This is a genomic window from Pseudoxanthomonas sp., from assembly GCF_027498035.1.
Classification (GTDB): domain Bacteria; phylum Pseudomonadota; class Gammaproteobacteria; order Xanthomonadales; family Xanthomonadaceae; genus Pseudoxanthomonas_A.
This window is the reverse complement of sequence record NZ_CP114978.1, coordinates 4,086,286-4,105,161: the sequence shown is the minus strand read 5'-3', so window position 1 is coordinate 4,105,161 and position 18,876 is coordinate 4,086,286. Positions and strand designations below refer to the sequence as shown.

Sequence of the window (18,876 nt, the reverse complement as noted above, 5' to 3'; positions counted from 1 at the left end):
ATGAAGGCCACGGCAAATCCGAAAGGTCCAGGCAAAGGTCAACCACGCCAGGCTCGCCCTCGATGTCCATGGGGTTGAAACCTGCACGCCGCGCGCCGGATGCTGCGATCAACGAAGCGCGCGCCACGGCCGACGCGCGCCGTAGAACACAGCCGCATAGACACCGACGACCCAGGCGATGGCCGCGGCCCAGCCGCCGAGGATATCGGACGGGTAATGCACGCCCAGGTAGATCCGCGCGGCACCTACCGCCAGGCCGAACAGGGCAGCGACCACCAGCACCGGCCAACGCCAGCGCGTGCCCCAGGCCAGCAGGATCAGCACCGTCACCAGGCTCATCGAGCCCATCGCGTGGCCGCTGGGAAAACTGAAGGTGTCCTGCGGCGAGATCGATTCCCACAGGCTCGGCCGCGCCCGTGCGAACAGCTGCTTGGTCATCAGGTTCAACAGCGCCGAGCCGATCAGCGCGACGCTGGCAAAGGTCGCCTCGCGCCAGCGTCGCCGTGCCAACAGCACCACGACCAGGATCAAGTCGAAAACGATGATGCCCTGGTAGCCCGCCCAGCTGATGCCCAGGAACGCCTGGTCCAGCCATGGCCCGGACGCAGCCTTGGCGTGCAGCAGCAGGGGATCGTCGAACACGAAGCTTTCCGCCTTGTGCACGTCCTCGCCAAGCTCGGCAAAGCCCCACAGCGGCAGCAGGATCGCGGTGAACAGCAGGGCCGTGCGCCAGCCGATCCGCCGCAGGACGCGGCCGACGACACTGGTGCCGGCCGCTGCCGCCTCAGGCAGCACTGCGCGAATAGTGTTTGTCGACGTATTCGTCGATCAGCGCGACGAACTCATAGGCGATGTTCTCGCCACGCAGGGTGATGCTTTTTTCGCCATCGATGAACACCGGCGCCGACGGCGCTTCGCCCGTGCCCGGCAGCGAGATGCCGATGTTGGCGTGGCGCGATTCGCCCGGTCCGTTGACCACGCAGCCCATCACCGCCAGGGTCATGTGCTCGGCGCCGGGACGGGTGATCTTCCATTCGGGCATCTTGCCGCGCACGTGTTCCTGCACGACCTTGGCCAGCTCCTGGAAGAACTCTGAAGTCGTACGGCCGCAGCCCGGGCAGGCGGTAACCATCGGCGTGAACGCGCGCAGGCCGGTGGTCTGCAACAGCTCCTGGGCAACGATGACTTCCTGCGTACGCGAAGCGCCCGGCTCGGGCGTCAGCGAGATGCGGATGGTGTCGCCGATGCCTTCCTGCAGCAGCACCGCCAGCGCCGCCGACGAGGCGACGATGCCCTTGCTGCCGATGCCGGCTTCGGTCAAACCAAGATGCAGTGCGAACTCGCTGCGACGGGCCAGGTCGCGATAGACCGCGATCAGTTCCTGCACGCCGGAGACTTTGGCCGACAGCACGATGCGGTCGGCTGGCAGGCCGATCTCCACCGCCCGATGGGCCGAATCCAGCGCCGAGCGGATCAGCGCCTCGCGCAGTACCGCGGTGGCGTCCCATGGCTGGGCGCGCTTGGCGTTTTCGTCCATCAGTGCCGCGGCCAGCGACTGGTCCAGCGAACCCCAGTTGGCACCGATCCGCACCGGCTTGTTGTACTGGATCGCGAACTCGATCAGCTGCGCGAACTGGGTGTCCTTCTTCTTGCCGAAGCCGACATTGCCCGGGTTGATGCGGTACTTGCCCAGCGCTTCGGCACAGGCCGGTTCGCCCGCCAGCAGCTGATGCCCGTTGTAGTGGAAGTCGCCGATGATCGGGACCTCGATCCCCATCATCGCCAGCTTCTCGACGATGCGCGGCACGGCCGCGGCGGACTCGGGATTGTTGACGGTCACGCGGACCATTTCCGACCCGGCGCGCCACAGGTCGGCGACCTGCTTGACCGTGCCGGCGATGTCGGCGGTATCGGTATTGGTCATCGACTGCACCACCACCGGCGCGCCCCCGCCCAGCTGCACGTTGCCGATGCGCACCCCGTGGGTGATGCGGCGCGGCTGGCCGCCGGCGGCGACGGGCGTGAATTCGGGGGTCGGGAGCGGCGTGGGAATGGCGTTCATGCGGCCCATTTTACCGGGCACGGGTGACCGGGAGGCGACCGGCCGGTCCGGCGGTCATCAACGACCTGGCCAATAGGAGCCGCTTCAGCAGCACCAAGGCTTTCCCGGTGGGCCAGGCGCCGCTGAAGCGGCTTCCACCGGCCCGGTACACTGCCGCGCTGATGAACGACCTGCCCGCCCGCGACATCCTCACCCCCACCCAGCTCAATACCCTGGCCCGCGACCTGCTGGAAGGCAGCTTCCCGGCGGTCTGGGTCGAGGCCGAACTGGGCAACGTCACCCGACCGGCCTCCGGGCACCTGTACTTCACCCTGAAGGACGCCCGCGCGCAGATCCGCTGCGCCATGTTCAAGCCCAAGAGCAGCTGGCTGAAGTTCGCCCCGCGCGAGGGCCTGCGCGTACTGGCCCGCGGCCGGCTGACCCTGTACGAAGCGCGCGGCGACTACCAGTTGGTGCTGGACCACATGGAGGAAGCCGGCGAAGGCGCGTTGCGGCGCGCGTTCGACCAGCTCAAGGCCAGGCTGGCGGCCGAAGGCCTGTTCGATCCCGAACGCAAGCGGCCGCTGCCCGAATTCCCGCAACGGCTGGCGGTGATCACCTCGCCCAGCGGCGCGGCGGTGCGCGATGTGATCAGCGTGCTGGGCCGGCGTTTCCCGCTGCTGCAGGTCGATGTGCTGCCGACGCAGGTCCAGGGCGCGACGGCCGCCGCGCAGATCGCCGCGCTGGTGCGCAAGGCCGGCGACAGCGACCGCTACGACGCAGTGCTGGTCACCCGTGGCGGTGGTTCGATCGAAGACCTGTGGGCCTTCAACGAGGAAATCCTGGTGCGCGCGGTCGCCGATTGCGCGGTGCCGGTGGTCTCGGCCGTGGGCCACGAAACCGACTTCACCCTGTGCGACTTTGCCGCCGACCTGCGCGCACCCACGCCCTCGGCCGCCGCCGAACTGCTGGTGCCTTCGCTCACCGACCTGGCCACGCGCCTGCGCGGCCTGGGCCGGCGCCTGCACACGCTGCAGACCCATCGCATGGACCGCACCATGCAGCGCCTCGACCGCGCCTGGCTGCGCCTGCAGGCACAGGGGCCGCAGGCGCGCGTCGAACTGATGCGCCGCCGCCACACCGAAGCCCTGCGCCGCCTGCAGGCGCAATGGCAGGTGCAGCTGGACAGCCGCCGCGCGCGCCTGCGCCATGCGACAAGCGTGCTGCGCGCGCATTCGCCGCAACGTCGGCTTGCGGTACTGGCCGAACGCCTGGCCGCGCTTCAACCGCGCCCGCAGGCGGCCATCGCCCGCCAGCTGCAGCGCGAAACGCTGCGCCTGCGCGGCCTGGTGCGCTCGCTGGAAGCGGTCAGCCCACTGGCCACGGTCGCCCGAGGCTACGCCCTGGTCACCCGCGAGGACGATGGATCGCTGGTGCGTTCGACCAGCCAGGTCGCGACCGGCGACGCGGTCCAGGCACGCCTGGCCGATGGCACGCTGAAGCTGCGGGTCGAATAGCGCGATCCACAAACCGCGGTCACGCGGAGACACCGTGTAGAGCAGGGCTTGTGGCAATCCCATCTTGGGGACTCCGCTGCAGCTTTCCCGCGCTCTGACCGAGGAACAGCCGAGCAAGCTCGGCTCTACAGGGAACGCGCGGCTCCCACGCAACCGGGATGCTGGCAACCCCGTTTCCCTGACCCAGGCGTTTGCAGCCTCCGTCCATCACGGGAGTTGCCACCATGTCGCACCTGTCTCGCCCTGCTCTGACCCTGCTCGCCGTCGCCGTGCTGGCGGCGTGTTCGTCCGCACCACCGCAACAGGCCGTCGCTCCGCCGTCACCCGAGGCACCGCAGGTCGGTGCTGCCGATGCGCAGGCCGCCAAGGCCAAGGTCCAGGCCGCCCGATCACTGGCCCAGACCGAGCGCAGGATGGAGAGCTACACCCCGCCGGCGCCACCTGCGCCGCCGGCCCCGATGCCGGACATGGGCGCGTACTACGCAGCGCCAGCCAGCATCGCGCCGATGCCTGCACCGCTGCCGGCCAACACCGAGCGCTATGCCCACCAGGATGACAACCCACTCCAGCGCACCGCCGAGCAGCCGGTGTCCACCTTCTCCATCGACGTGGACACCGGCAGCTACAGCAACATGCGGCGCATGGTCGAACAGGGCCAGCGTCCACCCGCCGATGCGGTGCGGGCCGAGGAGTTCATCAACTACTTCGACTACCACCATGCCGCGCCCGACACCCGCGCAACGCCGTTCCGGGTCACCACCGAACTGGCGCCCGCCCCCTGGAACAGCCAGCGCCAGCTGCTGATGATCGGCATCAAGGGCTACGAGCTGCCCAAGCGGGAGCTGCCACCCTCCAACCTGGTGTTCCTGCTGGATACCTCCGGTTCGATGAACACGCCTGACAAGCTGCCGTTGCTCAAGCAGTCGCTGGCGATGCTGGTGCCGCAACTGCGCGCGCAGGATCGCGTGTCGATCGTGGTCTACGCCGGTTCGGCCGGACTGGTCCTGCCGCCGACGCCGGGTAACCAGCACGCCCGCATCCTGGCGGCGCTGGACCAGCTGGAAGCCGGCGGCAGCACCAACGGCGGTGACGGCATCCGGCTGGCCTACGCGATGGCGCGCCAGGCCTTCATCAAGCGCGGCAGCAACCGCGTGATCCTGGCCACCGATGGCGATTTCAACGTCGGTACGGTCAGCCAGGACGCGCTGGAAACCCTGGTCAGCGATGCCCGCAGCTCTGGCATCGCGCTAACCACGCTCGGCTTCGGCCAGGGTAATTACAACGACCAGCTGGCCGAACGCCTGGCCGACGTTGGCGACGGCAACCACGCCTACATCGACTCGGACAAGGAGGCACGCAAGGTGCTGGTCCAGCAGATGCAGGGCACGCTGCTGACCATCGCCCGCGACGTCAAGATCCAGGTGGAATTCAACCCAACCGCGGTCGCCGAATACCGTTTGATCGGCTACGAGAACCGCGCCCTGCGTCGCGAGGATTTCGCCAACGACAAGGTCGATGCCGGCGACATCGGCGCCGGCCACGAAGTCACCGCCCTGTACGAACTGACCCCGGTGGCCTCGACCGCCCAGCGCACCCAGCCGCTGCGCTACGGCGGCAAGCAGATCGCGGCTGGCGATGCGCGCGAAGTGGCCGACCTGCGCCTGCGCTACAAGCGGCCCGGCAGCGACACCAGCACCCTGATCGACACACCGATCCTGGCCGCGTCGCTGCAGCAGCAGCCCAGCCAGACCCTGCGCTTCGCCAGCGCGGTGGCCGGCTACGCGGACCTGCTGCGCGGCGGCCGTCGCTTCGACGGCTGGGGCTGGGACCAGGTGCTGGTCACCGCGCAAGGCGCCAGGGGAAGCGACCGCGACGGACTGCGGGCCGAATTCGTGGGATTGGTCGGGCAGGCGCGCCGCCTGATCGACCCGGGCCAGGGTGAAGTAGCCGTGGCCCCGCGCATCGATTGAGTCCGACGTCGAACGAGACACTGCAACATCGTCGGCGTCCAGCAACGTCGCCCGGGCAGGCAAAGCGCACCCGGGACGCCCGGATCTTTGCCATGGACCGTGAGGCCCGTGGCAAAGATCCCCGGATGCGGCCCGTGGCCTTGTCCGGGCGAGGTGATCGCGATGCTGGTGTCGAAGCACACTGGCCGGGCGCTACAAGTACGTCGGCCGCTTACGCAACGCGTTCGCCCAGCACCGGTCCCGGGCGCCCCAGCAAATACCCTTGCGCATAGCTGCAGCCCAGGTTCCGCAGTGCCTGCAGCTGGGCTTCGGTCTCCACGCCCTCGGCAATGGTTTCGATGCCCAGGGTGCTGGCCAGCGCCAGGATCGCGCGGACCAGGCCGACGCTTTCCGGCCGGTCGGCGCTGGAAATGCCGGACACGAAACTGCGGTCGATCTTCAGCGCCGAAATCGGGAAGCGGTGCAGGTACGACAGCGCCGAAAACCCGGTCCCGAAATCGTCCAGCTGCGCCAGCACGCCGTTCTCGCGCAACAGCTGCAGCATGCGCAACGTGCGCGGCGCATCGTCCAGCAACGCCATCTCGGTAATTTCCACGCGCAGCTGCGCTGGATTGGCGCCTGCGTTGTTGAACAGCGCCAGCAGGCGCTCGGCGAAATCGGGCGAGCGGAAATGCCGTGGCGAGACGTTGACCGAGATGTAGCCTTCTACGCCGTTGGCGATGCGCAAGGCGATCTGTTCGTAGAGCAGCCAGTCGACCTGTTCGATCAGGCCGCTGTCCTCGCCCAGGGCAATGAACTCGGCCGGCAGCAGCAGGCCGCGGCGCTCGTGATGCCAGCGCAGCAGCGCTTCGTGGCCGATGACCTGGCCATCCTCCAGGCGCACGATGGGCTGGTAGAACGAAGTGAAATCGCGACCGTTGATGGCCCGGCGCAGGTCGGCTTCCAGGTCCAGGCTGCGCATCGCGGCTTCGCGCATCGCTTCATCGAACACCGCGCTGCGGTCACGGCCCTGGGCCTTGGCGCGGTACATCGCCGCATCGGCGTCACGCAGCAGTTCTTCGCCGCTCTGGTAACGCGGATGCCAGGCCGCGATCCCGATGCTGGCGGCAGGAAACAGTTCGCGCCCGGCCACCCACATCGGCTGGTTCAGCGCTTCCAGCAGATGCGTGGCGAAGTCCACGACTTCCTGCATGTCGGCGCGATAGTGCATGACCATGGCGAACTCGTCGCCGCCCAGGCGCGCGACCAGGTCGCCCTCGCGCAGCTGCGAGGTGATGCGCCGGGCCACTTCGATCAGCAGCTCGTCACCGGCGGCATGGCCGATGGAATCGTTGACCAGCTTGAAGCGGTCCAGGTCCATGAACAACACGGCGAAATCGCCGTCCTGCTCGCCCTGCGCGCGGGTAATCGACGCGGCCAGGTTGGCCAGCAGGAAGGCCCGGTTGGGCAACCCGGTCAGTGCGTCGTGCGTGGCCTGGTAGGTCAGGCGCTGCTCTGCGCGCAGGCGCTCGCCCATCTGCGCCATCAGCTTGGCGTTGACCTCGGCCAGTTCGAAGGTGCGCTCCTCGACCCGCTGTTCAAGCTCCAGGTGCGCGGCCCGCAATGATTCGCGGGCGCGTTGGCGCGCCAGCCCATTGCCGATGTGGTGGGCGACGAACGACAGCAGGTTCTGGTCATGCGCGGTGTAGCGCACTTCCGGCGAATAGCTCTGCACCACCACGCAGCCGCGATTCTCGCCGGCCTGCTGCAATGGCACGCCCAGCCAGCTGTACGCCGGTGGGCCGTGCTGGATGACTTTTTCATCCACCGTCAGCGCGGCGATCACGCCCGGATCGGCCAGCAGTGGCGCGCCACTGTCGATCACGTATTCGGTCAGGCCATGGCTGGCCCGCCGCGACTGGCGCACCGGGTCGCGCTCATCGATGGAATACGGGAAATGCAGGGGTCTGGCCGTCATCGTCCAGCAGCGCGATATAGAAGTTGCGCGCGACGATCAGCTCGTCCACCACCCCATGCACGGCGGCGTAGAAATGTTCCAGCGTGGCCGAGGTATTGGCCATGTCGGTGATGCGGAACAGCGCACCCTGCAGTTTCTCGGCGCGCTTGCGCTCGATGACTTCGGCCTGCAGCTCGCGGTTGGCCAGTTGCAGTTCGCCGGTGCGCTCCGCGATGCGGCTTTCCAGTTCCTCGTGTGCATGCCGGCGGTCCATCGCCGTCAGGATGTGCTGGGCCACGTAGACCAGCAGCGCGCGGTCTTCGTCGGTATAGCTGGCCTGGGTGTCGTAGCTCTGCACCACGATCGCCCCGCAGACCCGGTCGTCGCGGCGCATCGGCACGCCCAGCCAGTCCAGGCTGTCCGGGCCATGGCTGACATCGCGGGTCACGCCCAGGCGCTGGCGCACCATGGCTGAAGGCCCGCGCAGCGGCTGGCCGTGCTGGAGCAGCGCGGTGGTCATGCTGTTGTGCATTTCCTCCTCGCTGAACTCGCGGTCTGGTTCGGCCACGTACGGATCGAGCAGATCGGCGAAATACAGGAACCGGACCATGCGGCGCACGTCGTCGTACAGCACGATGTAGCAGTTCTCCGCATACATCAGCGTGCCCACGACCGCATGGATTCGGCGCAGCATCTCGCGCATTTCCAGGTCGGCGCTGGCGACGTCGGCGATCTCGTACAGGGCCTGCTGGAGGCGCTTGGACTTTTCCAGCGACACCACCCGGGCCTGGGCACGCCCGGCTTCCATGGTGGCGCCGATCAAGGCCCGCGCCGTGTCCTGCCAGGCCTGCACCTGGGCAGGCGTCAGCGGCGTGGACAGGCTGGCCGCCACCGACATGCGGGCGTTGCCTTCCTGGTTGGACCAGGCCAGCAGCAGGATGGACGGATCGTCGGGGGTGATCGGCTGGCCGTCCCACAGCGCCTGTTCGGCAAGGCGCCGCAGCACGCCCGGGGCAGCGAGCGTGGTCGCCCCGCCTGCGCCGATGGCCCAGTCGCGCCAGCACGCCACCACATGGCCACCCTCCGGCAGCAGGCCACACAGCACCTGCGCCACGGCGTCAGTCGCCACGGCGTTGACACCGGTCTGCACACTGGCAGGAGCGGTCTGGCCTGACATTCGATTTCCCCCTTTCAACCGGCACGCCCGGGGCGGTCGCAGACACCGGCACGCGCTGGTTCTGAACGAACCGGCTGCGATATCGACCCCGGGATGGGCGGGTGTACGTTCCCACATGCATGGCACACGGCACCCTCCCCACGTGGCAAGTATACGCACCCGGCTATCACGGAAAATCCATCCCGGCAACCCGCAAGCCGCGCCCGCACGGCTTTGAGACCGACGCGGCACAACGTAGGCTTGCGGCCGTGAACGACGCGGCAGAGCCCACCGACGATCTGCTGATGCTGGCCTATGCCGCCGGTGACGTGCGCGCGTTCGAGCAGCTTTATGGGCGTCACCGCGGGCCGTTGTACCGGTTCCTGATGCGCCAGCTGCGCAATACCGCACTGGCCGACGAGCTGTTCCAGGATGTCTGGCAGCGGGTGATCGCCGCGCGTGCCAGCTGGCAGCCTGATGCGGCGTTTTCCACCTGGCTGTTCCGGATCGCACACAACCGGCTGAACGACCATTGGCGCGCGCAGAAGCACCGCCCCGCCGCGCCCGACGACGCCGACGCGCGCACCGCGCGCATGGCCGACCCTGAAACCCCCGAGCGGCAGCTGTCCGAGTTCGAGCAGCGCCGCGACCTGCAGCGCGCCCTGGACGCACTGCCGGAAGACCAACGCGAGGTCCTTGTGCTGCGGCTGGAACAGGAACTGACCCTGGAGGAGATCGGCCAGATCACTGGCGTCGGCCGGGAAACGGTGAAGTCGCGGCTGCGCTATGCCATGGACAAACTGCGCGCGGGGATCGGCCAATGACCACGCCCCGCGAACCCCTGACCCCGGAAGAACGCGCCCTGGCGCAGCGGCTGGCGCATGCGCCGGGCCCGCGTGAGCCAGGCCCGGCGCTGGATGCGCTCATCCTGGGTGCGGCGCGCGAAGCCGTGGCGGCCGACACCGCGCCTGCGCAGGACGCCAAGCCGATCGAGCCCGTTGCACCGATCATGGCGGCAGCCTCCACTTCCCCATCGAGCACGCCCGCCGCGCAGAGCCGTCGCCCGCGCACGCGCCGCTGGACGCTGGGCCTGGGCGTGGCCGCTTCGGTGCTGCTGGCCGTGACCATCAGCTGGCAGCTGCGTCCACAGCGCACGACAGGGCTTGTGTACGAAACCGCGCAGGCTCCGGAAGCAGCCGCGCCGGAGGCCGTCGCCGCCGATAACGTTGGCGCCGACGCCAACCACGCTGCAGCGGCCATGCCACCGCCGCCCCCGGTCGCGATGGCACCCGCCATGCAGCCAGCACCGGCATCACCCAAGCGCCAGCCATTGCCGCCACCGCCCGAAGCACCGGTGATGGAAGCCGCACCACCACCGGCGACGTATGCCCCTGATGCGCCGGCACAAGCCGCGCGTGCCGAAGCACAGGCGCCTGCAGGCATCGCGCCCGCCCCGGCACCGGCACCTCGCCAGGCGAAGACCTACACACCGCCAGCGCCTCCGGCTCCGCCCGCGCCCGTCGCTGATGCGTTCCAGCGCTACGCGCCGCCACCGCAGCCTCCAGCACCGACGCCCATGCCCGATCTGGGGGCGGACCGTGAGGCCGTCGCGGCACGCAAGGTGCAGATGGATCAATCGAAAGAAACCCAGCACCGCAGCGAACGCCGTGCCGTGCTTTACGCCGCACCATCGGCGCCCACGGTGTTGGCGTACACCGAAAGCCAAGCAGCAGCGGCGACGGCCGAACAGGCGGCCGTTGCGGAAGACAGCCAGCTGCCGCCGGACCAATGGCTGCGGCGCATCCGCAAGCATCGCTTCGAAGGCCATGGCGCGCTGGCCCGCGCCAGCCTGCAGGTGTTCCAGCAAACGCATCCAGACGTGGCGATCCCCGAGGACCTGCGTCCGCTGCTGCCATGAGCGACACCCTGGCCGGCGTGCTCCGGCAGGAAACCCTGATCAAGCACAGCCGCTTCATCGTCCATGCCGGACCAGTGGCCTCGCCTGAGGCCGCCATGGCCTTCATCGCTGATGCCAGCGAAGCCGGCGCCACCCACAACTGCTGGGCCTGGCGCGTGGGCGAAGCGTTCCGTTCCAGCGACGATGGCGAACCCGGCGGCAGCGCCGGCCGGCCGATCCTGGCCGCCATCGACGGCGCCGGCTTCGACCAGATCGCCGTGGTCGTCACCCGCTGGTATGGCGGGATCAAGCTTGGCGTGGGTGGACTGGTCCGCGCTTATGGAGGCTGCACCGCCAGCGCCCTGCGCGAGACAGCGTGCGTGCCGCTGCTGGCGCTGGTCGAACTGGAGATCACCTGCGGCTTCGACGACCTGGGCCACGTCCATGCCGCACTGGCCGCTTTTTCGGCTGAGAAACTGGACGAAGGCTTCGACGCCGACGGCGCACATCTGCGTCTGCGCCTGCCCGCCGACCAGGCCCAAGCCTTGAAAAACCATCTGCGCGACGCCACCCGTGACCGGGTGCGATGCGCTGGCCCAGCCGATGCCGTCCCTGTTGCCCGGGATTGATCCTGGCCCGGCAGGCGCCCGTTCCGGGAACCTGCACGGCTGGCGACGGTCGATGTCCCCGCTGCAATGCTCTCTCCTCCTGCCGGAATACCCATGAACTCCCCCGAAGCCAGCACGCTCCCCGCCAGCGGCGCCACCGAGGCAACGCGCCCCAAACCGAAGCTGGGCAGCCTGCGCGCGCTGTGGCCGTTCGTGCGCCGGCACATGGGGCTGTTCGTATGCTGGATCGTCGCCCTGGCCGTAGCCTCCGCCGCGACGCTGAGCCTGCCGTATGCGGTCAAGCAAATGATCGACCATGGCTTCAGCAGCGGCGCCAATATCGACAAGGCGTTCCTGGGCCTGTTCGGCGTGGCCGTGGTGCTGGCCCTGGCCAGCGCGGCGCGCTTCTATTTCGTCTCGCTGCTGGGCGAACGCGTGGTCGCCGACCTGCGCCGCAAGCTCTACGCCCACCTGCTGGAACTGGACGCGCAGTTCCATGACCGCAATCGCAGCGGCGAGCTGGTCTCGCGCCTGTCGGCCGACAGCGAGTTGCTGCGCAGCGTGGTTGGCAGCGCGATGTCGGTGGCGGTGCGCAGCTCGGTCACGGTGATCGGCTCGGTGGTGATGATGTTCATCGCCAGCCCGCGCCTGGCCTCGTTCGCGCTGGTCGGCATTCCGCTGGCGGTGGTGCCGATCATCCTGGGCGCGCGCAAGCTCGGGAAAATCTCGCGTGCCAGCCAGGACCGCGTGGCCGATGCCAACACCCTGGCCGGCGAAAGCCTGGGTGCGGTGCGCACGGTACAGGCGCATGCGCGCGAACCCTACGAGCGCGCGCGCTTCGAAACCGCGGTCAACATTTCGGTCGAAACCGCACGCAAGCGCATCCGCGCGCAGTCCTTCGTCACTGCCGGTGCGATCACGCTGGTGTTCGGCGCGATCGTGCTGGTGTTGTGGTCGGGCGCGCACGACGTGATCACCGGCGGCATGAGCGCCGGCACGCTCGGCCAGTTCGTGTTGTATGCGCTGATCGGCGGTGGCTCGGTCGGTTCGCTGGCCGAGGTGTGGAACGAGCTGCAGCGCGCGGCCGGCGGCATGGGCCGCATCGGCGAGTTGCTCGACGAGACCCCGCAGGTGCAGACACCTGCGCAGACGCTTGCCCTGCCGCTGCCGGTGCGCGGCCAGATCCGCTTCGACCATGTGGCGTTCCGCTACCCCACGCGCCCGGACATGGCGGCGCTGGACGACTTCACCCTGTCGATCGAACCTGGCGAAACCGTGGCGCTGGTCGGCCCGTCCGGCGCCGGCAAGAGCACCGTGCTGTCGATGCTGCTGCGCTTCCACGACGTGCAGTCCGGTGCGATCCGGGTGGACGGCCTGGACCTGCGCCAGCTGGACATGGCCCAGCTGCGCGAACAGATCGCGCTGGTGCCACAGGCGCCGACGATCTTCGCCGCCAGCGCCGCCGAGAACATCCGCTACGGCCGCCTGGATGCCACGCCGCAACAGCTTGAAGCCGCCGCAGTGGCGGCCGAGGCCGACGGCTTCCTGCGCGAACTGCCCGAGGGCTACGGCAGCCAGCTGGGCGAGCGCGGCGCGCGCCTGTCCGGCGGCCAGCAGCAGCGCATCGCCATTGCCCGGGCGCTGCTCAAGGACGCGCCGATCCTGCTGCTGGACGAAGCCACCAGCGCACTGGACGCACAAAGCGAACGTGCCGTGCAGAGCGCGCTGGAACGGCTGATGGCCGGCCGCACCACGCTGGTCATCGCCCATCGCCTGGCCACCGTACTCAAGGCGGACCGGATCGTGGTGATGGACCGCGGCCGGATCGTCGCCCAGGGCACGCACGAAGCACTCATGGCCGAAGGCGGCCTGTACGCAGAATTGGCACGCCTGCAGTTCATCGACTGAGCCGGTCACACGGCTTTACGGCGCCGTTTCGCAGGCTGGGCGCAGACCCTGGACAAGCCCCCGCCATGAGCAACGCATCGGAATCCCGCCTCCCTGACGACCAGATGGCGCAGTCGTGTAGCGCCGAGCTTGCTCGGCTGGGGCTTTACCGGGGAAGTCCCCAGCCGAGCAAGCTCGGCGCTACAAAACTCGACGAGAAGATCGTGAGCAGACCCTGAGACGACGATGACCCTCCAGCGCACGCGCAATGGAATCTGCAGGCTGCTGGTCGCAGTGTCCTGCCTGCTGCTGGGCGCCTGCGCGTCGCTGCCGCCCGAAGCCCCGGCCAAACAGTCGGCGACCCTGACCTTCATCCTGGTGCCGCACGCCGACACCATGGATGACCTGCTCGACGACCCGCCACTGTCCAGCGCTGGCCAGCAGCGTGCGCAGGCACTTAACGCAATGCTGGCCGGTCGTGACCTGGCCGCGGTCTACGTCGACGAGTTCCGCGCCACCCAGGACACCGTGCTTCCCACATTGGAAGCCAGACCCGGGCTGACACCGCAGCGCTATTTCTCGCGTGGCCCGCTGGACGAGACCGCACGGCAATGGCTGCAGCGTTTCGACACCGGCACCGTGCTGGTGGTCGGCGAGCCAGCCTCCATCGCACCGCTGGCCGACACGCTGTGCGACTGCCGGGTTCGACCGTTGCGCGCCGACGAAACGGACCGGCTGATCCGCGTCGATCGCGTGGCGGCCGGCAGTCCGCATGCAGACGATGGGCGTTACGGCGGGCAGCTGCCATGAACCCGGTCGCGTTCGGCGACTGGGATGGCAGCATCGCAGGCGCACGCGCCCTGCAGAGCCAACTGGCCGCACAGGTCAGCCTGGTCGATGAAGTTTCCGCGTCGCCGCGCACCATCGCCGGCTTCGATGTCGGTTTCGAAGACGACGGCGCCACCACGCGTGCGGCCGCCGTCCTGCTGGATGGCGCGACGCTGCAGCTGCTGGATTCGGTGGTCGAGCGCACCCCGACCACGATGCCGTATGTCCCCGGTTTGCTGAGCTTCCGCGAGCTGCCAGCACTGCTGCTGGCGCTGGAACGCCTGCCGGCGACGCCTGAGCTGGTGGTGGTCGATGGCCAGGGCATTGCCCATCCGCGTCGGCTGGGCATCGCCGCGCACTTCGGCGTGGTCACGGGCCTGCCAACGATCGGCGTAGCCAAGAAGGTCCTGTGCGGCCGCTTCGCGCCACCGGGTCCTGAAGTCGGCGCGCGCACGCCGCTGATCCATCAGGGCGAGCAGATCGCCTGGATGCTGCGCAGCAAGCTGCGCTGCAATCCGCTGGTCGTGTCACCGGGCCACCGCGTGTCGATGGACCATGCCGTCGGCATCGTCATGGCGCTGCTGCGCGGCTATCGCCTGCCCGAGCCCACGCGCCTGGCCGACCGGCTGGCGTCGCGGCGCGGGCCGATGCCCCAGCGTGGCGACCCGCTCCCGTGCTGAGCGATTGCAACAATCCGTTGTGCCGGGCGCGTACGACCACGCGCCGCCCCCATGCGATCCTGCGCGCCTTCGTCACAGCAGGATCTTCGCCATGACCACCGTGATCGCTCCCCGCGTCCATGACCTGGGCGGGTTCCAGGTCCGCCGCGCCGTCCCCAGCATCCAGGCGCGCAGCGTCGGGCCGTTCGTCTTCGTCGACCACATGGGTCCGGCCGAGTTCGATGCCGGCAAGGGCATCGACGTGCGCCCGCACCCGCACATCGGCCTGGCGACGGTGACCTTCCTGTGGGCTGGCGCCATCGGCCATCGCGACACGCTGGGCTCGGACACCGTGATCCGCCCCGGCGATGTGAACTGGATGACCGCCGGCCGCGGCATCGCCCACTCCGAACGCACGCCGGCGCTGGAACGCGTGGACCACGCGCCGCTGCACGGCATGCAGACCTGGGTGGCGCATTGCCCAAGCCGGATGAAGAGATCGCGCCGGAGTTCCACCACCACGCCGCCGACACCCTGCCGCACTGGCAGCAGGGCGGCGCGACCCTGCGCGTGATCGCCGGCCGTGCCTGGAACCATGAGTCACCGGTGCGCGTGTTCGCCGACACCTTCAACGTCGCCCTAGATCTGCTGCCCGAGGCCGAGCTGGCCATCGACGATCGCGCCGTGGAGCGTGCGCTCTACATCCTGGAAGGCGAGGCCCAGCTGGATGGCGTCGACATCCCCAACCGCCACTTGATCGTGCTGGACCGCGGCACCCGGCCGGTGCTGCGCGCCAAGACGCCGCTCAAGGCGATGCTGCTGGGCGGCGAACCACTGGATGGCCCGCGCCATCTGTGGTGGAACTTCGTGTCCAGTTCGAAGGAGCGCCTGGAACAGGCCAAGCAGGATTGGCTGGAAGGCCGCTTCGGCAAGATCGAAGGCGACCCGGAATTCATCCCCCTGCCGGAACATTGAACCAGCGCACAGTCCACAAGGCTGGACTGTCCCGGATTTGTCACCCTGCTGTGTCATGCCTTATGGTGCGGCGCGGGGTAACCGTGACGTGTCCGCACGTCGCGATGCGCCGCCCAGCACCACGCGTCGGCCGGAGTGACGCATCAGCGCCTGCAGGGGATTCGGGGAAAGCAGGCGCTCCCGGCCGTTGCGTCCACACATCATTCCGCACCGCCGGTTGGCCGGCGCTGCACGATTGGGGAATCGTTCGATGAAAGCCTGCCTTGTTGCCGTCGCTGGCCTGTTGCTGTCACTGGCCACACCCCTCAGCCTGGCCCAGACCGCCAGCGGTTGCCCCATCCTGCCGACCGGCACCAACCTGCAGTGGGAGCAGAGCGGCTCGTCGAGCCTGGTGATCTGCAAGGCCTTCGACCCGCAGGGCGTGCAGGCCTTCGGCGTCATGTTGACCAGCAAGGAGCCAGACAAGCCCAGCGGCGCGCGCGAGGAGAAAGGCAAGATCGACGGCCACAAGGTCCGCTGGTATCGCTCGTCGATTGCCAATCGCCCGGATGCCAAGACCCGCATGGCGGTGGTCGAACTGGATGACGACCGCTACGCGCAGATCTGGATCGACGCACCTTCGGACGACGTGCTGGAAGCGGCGATGTCCATCGCCAGGAACCTGCAGTTCGACGGCGACCGCCCGGTCGCCGACAACCACAGCACAGATTGAGGCACCTGCTGTCTGTACGCTGCGCTTGCCCGGCTGCTCGGCGCTACCGGTCAGTCCCCGACATGAAGTGGCGCGCACCCGGACATGGAAGAACCTGAAGGCCGCCCATGGGCGGCCTTTCTCGTCCGATGCAGCCCTAACGATGCCCCTAGAAGCGACCTTCCTGGAAATCGGTGAACGCCTGCATCAGCTCCTGCTTGGTGTTCATCACGAACGGCCCATAGCGCGCCACCGGCTCACGCAGCGGACGGCCCGCCACCAGGATCATGCGCGTGCCCGCCTGGCCCGGCACGCAGCTGCAATTGCTCGCCACCGCCCAGCACCGCCAGGGTCTGCGTTTCCAGCGCGCGCGCAGCGTCGCCCTCGCCCACCGTGACCGCACCTTCGTAGGCGTAGGCGAACACGTTGTGCCCTTCCGGCAGCGCGTATTCCCAGCTGGCTCCAGCATCCAGGGTGATGTCCAGGTACACCGGATCGGTCGCCGGCTGCACGATGGGGCCGAGCACTTCGCCTACCGCACCGGCGATCACCTTGACCTGCACGCCCGGCGCAGGGGTTGCCACGGGGATGCTGTCGGGTGCGAATTCCTGGTACTTCGGGTCGGTCATCTTGTCCTTGGCCGGCAGGTTCACCCACAGCTGGAACCCGCGCATGCGGCCGGACTCCTGCTCGGGCATCTCCGAATGGACCAGGCCGCGGCCGGCGGTCATCCACTGCACGCTGCCCGGCGTGAGCAGACCTTCGTTGCCGTGGTTGTCGCGATGGCGCATGCGCCCGTCCAGCATGTAGGTCACCGTCTCGAACCCGCGATGTGGATGCTCCGGGAAACCGGCCAGGTAGTCCTCGGCCTTGTCGGTGCCGAACTCGTCCAGCATCAGGAACGGGTCCAGGTCAGGCAACTGCTGGGTGCCGATGACACGGGTGAGCTTGACGCCAGCCCCATCAGAGGTCGGCTGGCCACGCACGGTACGCAGGATGCGTGCGGAACTGGCTTGGGTATTCATGGGATGACTCCGTTAACTGCGTACAACATGGCACCACGCTGGCGGCACCAAAAGCGCCGCCGGTCGCAACTATCCGTTCCAGGAGAATGTCACAGCGCCATTCCAGGCATTTCCCGCTGCAGGATCTCGATCATGGGAGCCAAATGGTGCTGGTACGGTGCCCATTTGGGCACTTCCAAAGACCTGACACCCTGCCTGGCCTGCACCGCGCTTGCAGTCGCCACCGCCCGGGTGCGCCGTCCGATGTCCAGCATGCCGGCCTGGTAATCCAGCCCACAAAATGCGACGACCTCCCTTAGTACGCGCTCAGGACTCCGGGTCAATGCGGCGTAGTCGACATCCAGCACACGTCCCGGATAAGCCAGTTTCCAGTGCATCGCCAGTGTGTCCGACCAGCGATGGTAATTGGCCATTTCCAAGGGGTCGTACGACCATGGGTTCGTATCGGAAAACACCTCGCGCAGATTGGAAAAACATGTTTCCACCGGGTCTCTCACCATGCGCAGGATCTTCGCCTGCGGCAGCGCCTCGCAAATCAATCCGACATTGAGCAAATTCGACGGCAACTTGTCGGTGAAATGGCGCGCGTCACCCAACCTCCATGCCAACCCTTGGAGATAGCCATGGCCCACCGCGCCAAGGTCGGCTTCCTGGCTGAGCTGGATCACGCGCGTATCCAGGACCCCACGACAGTGGTGATCAGTTGCCAGACGCAATTGGCTGGTGAAGTCGTAAAGCTCGCCAATGCCCCGAACGCCATCATGGCCATCCAGCAACTGTTCCAGCAGCGTCGTGCCCGACCGGTGCAGTCCGACGATAAAGATGGGAGTCCGCCTGGTATCCGCCGCACCAGGTGTCGTCCGTGGAGAACGAGCCATGAGTGCACGGAACAGATCGTGCGTCTGCGCCGGGTCATATGCGACCTGCGCCCGCATGGCCATGCAGGCACCCTGAAGGGCCGACCAGGCGGCCTCGTGGTCGCCCAACCGATCCAGGTGGTGATGCAGTGCATACTGGAAAAACGCCGCGTCCCGCGCTTGCCAGTGACCTTTGGCCATGACCCGGCGTATCGCCCCGATTTGCGCGGACGCCTCTTCCTTTGCGGAAATCTGTGCCAGAAGCCACCAGGCCTGAGCCAGTTCCGGCGCTCGACGCACGCAGTGTTGAAGAGCCGTGCGCGCCGTGTCGAAACGCCCCAGATAAATCAGGACCTGGGCCCGCGATACCAGCGTGGGAGGGTAATCAGGGTCCGCGCGCCATGCTTCGTCCAGCAACTCCAGGGCGCGCTCCTGCAAGTTCAGATAGCTCAACTGTGCCGCGAAGCCTAGCAACAAGGGCAACGGCATGCGCTGCACAGGCAAGAAGCGCTGCAGGTAGATCAACAGCGCTGGCCCTTCATTGAACATGCGCAATCGGGACGCCACTGCCAAAGCCAGCCCCGGATCGCCCCCGGGGGAAAGCGCAGCCTTCAGCGTGCTGTCGCGCGCCGACGTGTAACGACCCGCCCGGGACTCCATCTGCGAGTACTGCAACAGCAGTCCGGGCTCATCCGGCTGCAGCGCCATGGCGGCCTGATAAAGCTGCCGCGCGTGCCCCCAATCCTGGCGCGTCACCGCAGCCTGAGCCTGTTGAAGAAATGTCGTGACGCCCAATACCACACCTCCATCAAAAGGATGGCCGCCCAAA

The 18,876-nt window shown here is 68.0% G+C and carries 12 protein-coding genes and 3 pseudogenes; 10 read left to right on the top strand and 5 right to left on the bottom strand.

What is annotated here, in order from left to right:
* Positions 1–108 precede the first annotated feature (108 nt).
* The gene (locus O8I58_RS18185) at positions 109–792 is read right to left on the bottom strand and encodes a phosphatase PAP2 family protein (RefSeq protein ID WP_298323182.1); all 684 of its coding nucleotides are present in this window, start codon (positions 790–792) and stop codon (positions 109–111) included.
* On the bottom strand, positions 785–2,071 hold the full coding sequence (ispG, locus tag O8I58_RS18180) for a flavodoxin-dependent (E)-4-hydroxy-3-methylbut-2-enyl-diphosphate synthase (RefSeq protein WP_298319226.1): 1,287 nt from the start codon (positions 2,069–2,071) through the stop codon (positions 785–787). Before ispG ends, O8I58_RS18185 begins: the two co-directional genes overlap by 8 nt.
* Before the next feature lie 152 nt (positions 2,072–2,223).
* Between ispG and xseA the strand changes: the two genes are divergently transcribed.
* Complete coding sequence (xseA, locus tag O8I58_RS18175; RefSeq protein ID WP_298319223.1) at positions 2,224–3,558, top strand: exodeoxyribonuclease VII large subunit; 1,335 nt, start codon at positions 2,224–2,226, stop codon at positions 3,556–3,558.
* A 224-nt stretch (positions 3,559–3,782) separates the two neighbouring features.
* Entirely contained in the window at positions 3,783–5,528 is a 1,746-nt protein-coding gene (locus tag O8I58_RS18170; RefSeq protein ID WP_298319221.1) for a vWA domain-containing protein, read from the top strand.
* Positions 5,529–5,739: 211 nt separating this feature from the next.
* Here the strand turns inward: O8I58_RS18170 and O8I58_RS18165 are convergent.
* A pseudogene (locus tag O8I58_RS18165) lies at positions 5,740–8,641 on the bottom strand (EAL domain-containing protein).
* 248 nt (positions 8,642–8,889) lie between these two features.
* On the opposite strand from O8I58_RS18165, the gene O8I58_RS18160 reads away from it, so the two are divergent.
* The 8 genes and pseudogenes from O8I58_RS18160 to O8I58_RS18125 all read left to right on the top strand — a co-directional run bounded on the left by O8I58_RS18160 (position 8,890) and on the right by O8I58_RS18125 (position 16,186).
* Positions 8,890–9,444 (top strand): RNA polymerase sigma factor, encoded by a 555-nt coding sequence (locus O8I58_RS18160; protein ID WP_298323179.1) that lies wholly within the window; start codon positions 8,890–8,892, stop codon positions 9,442–9,444.
* Complete coding sequence (locus O8I58_RS18155; RefSeq protein ID WP_298319218.1) at positions 9,441–10,538, top strand: hypothetical protein; 1,098 nt, start codon at positions 9,441–9,443, stop codon at positions 10,536–10,538. Before O8I58_RS18160 ends, O8I58_RS18155 begins: the two co-directional genes overlap by 4 nt.
* A complete protein-coding gene (locus O8I58_RS18150; protein WP_298319215.1) occupies positions 10,535–11,146 on the top strand; it encodes an IMPACT family protein in 612 nt (203 codons plus the stop codon). Before O8I58_RS18155 ends, O8I58_RS18150 begins: the two co-directional genes overlap by 4 nt.
* Positions 11,147–11,239: 93 nt before the next feature.
* Positions 11,240–13,033, top strand: a complete 1,794-nt coding sequence (locus O8I58_RS18145; RefSeq protein ID WP_298319212.1) for an ABC transporter transmembrane domain-containing protein — start codon at positions 11,240–11,242, stop codon at positions 13,031–13,033.
* Between the two features lie 225 nt (positions 13,034–13,258).
* Entirely contained in the window at positions 13,259–13,822 is a 564-nt protein-coding gene (locus tag O8I58_RS18140; RefSeq protein WP_298319210.1) for a histidine phosphatase family protein, read from the top strand.
* Positions 13,819–14,520 carry a deoxyribonuclease V gene (nfi, locus tag O8I58_RS18135; RefSeq protein ID WP_298319207.1) on the top strand — a complete coding sequence of 234 codons (702 nt, stop codon included), beginning with the start codon at positions 13,819–13,821 and terminating at the stop codon, positions 14,518–14,520. Before O8I58_RS18140 ends, nfi begins: the two co-directional genes overlap by 4 nt.
* Positions 14,521–14,611: 91 nt before the next feature.
* Positions 14,612–15,474: pseudogene (locus O8I58_RS18130) on the top strand (pirin family protein).
* A gap of 250 nt (positions 15,475–15,724) precedes the next feature.
* Positions 15,725–16,186 (top strand): hypothetical protein, encoded by a 462-nt coding sequence (locus O8I58_RS18125; RefSeq protein ID WP_298319203.1) that lies wholly within the window; start codon positions 15,725–15,727, stop codon positions 16,184–16,186.
* A gap of 148 nt (positions 16,187–16,334) precedes the next feature.
* Here the strand turns inward: O8I58_RS18125 and O8I58_RS18120 are convergent.
* Positions 16,335–17,190 (bottom strand): annotated as a pseudogene (locus O8I58_RS18120) (pirin family protein).
* 89 nt (positions 17,191–17,279) lie between these two features.
* Positions 17,280–18,842 carry a tetratricopeptide repeat-containing sulfotransferase family protein gene (locus tag O8I58_RS18115; protein WP_298319201.1) on the bottom strand — a complete coding sequence of 521 codons (1,563 nt, stop codon included), beginning with the start codon at positions 18,840–18,842 and terminating at the stop codon, positions 17,280–17,282.
* Positions 18,843–18,876: the final 34 nt, after the last annotated feature.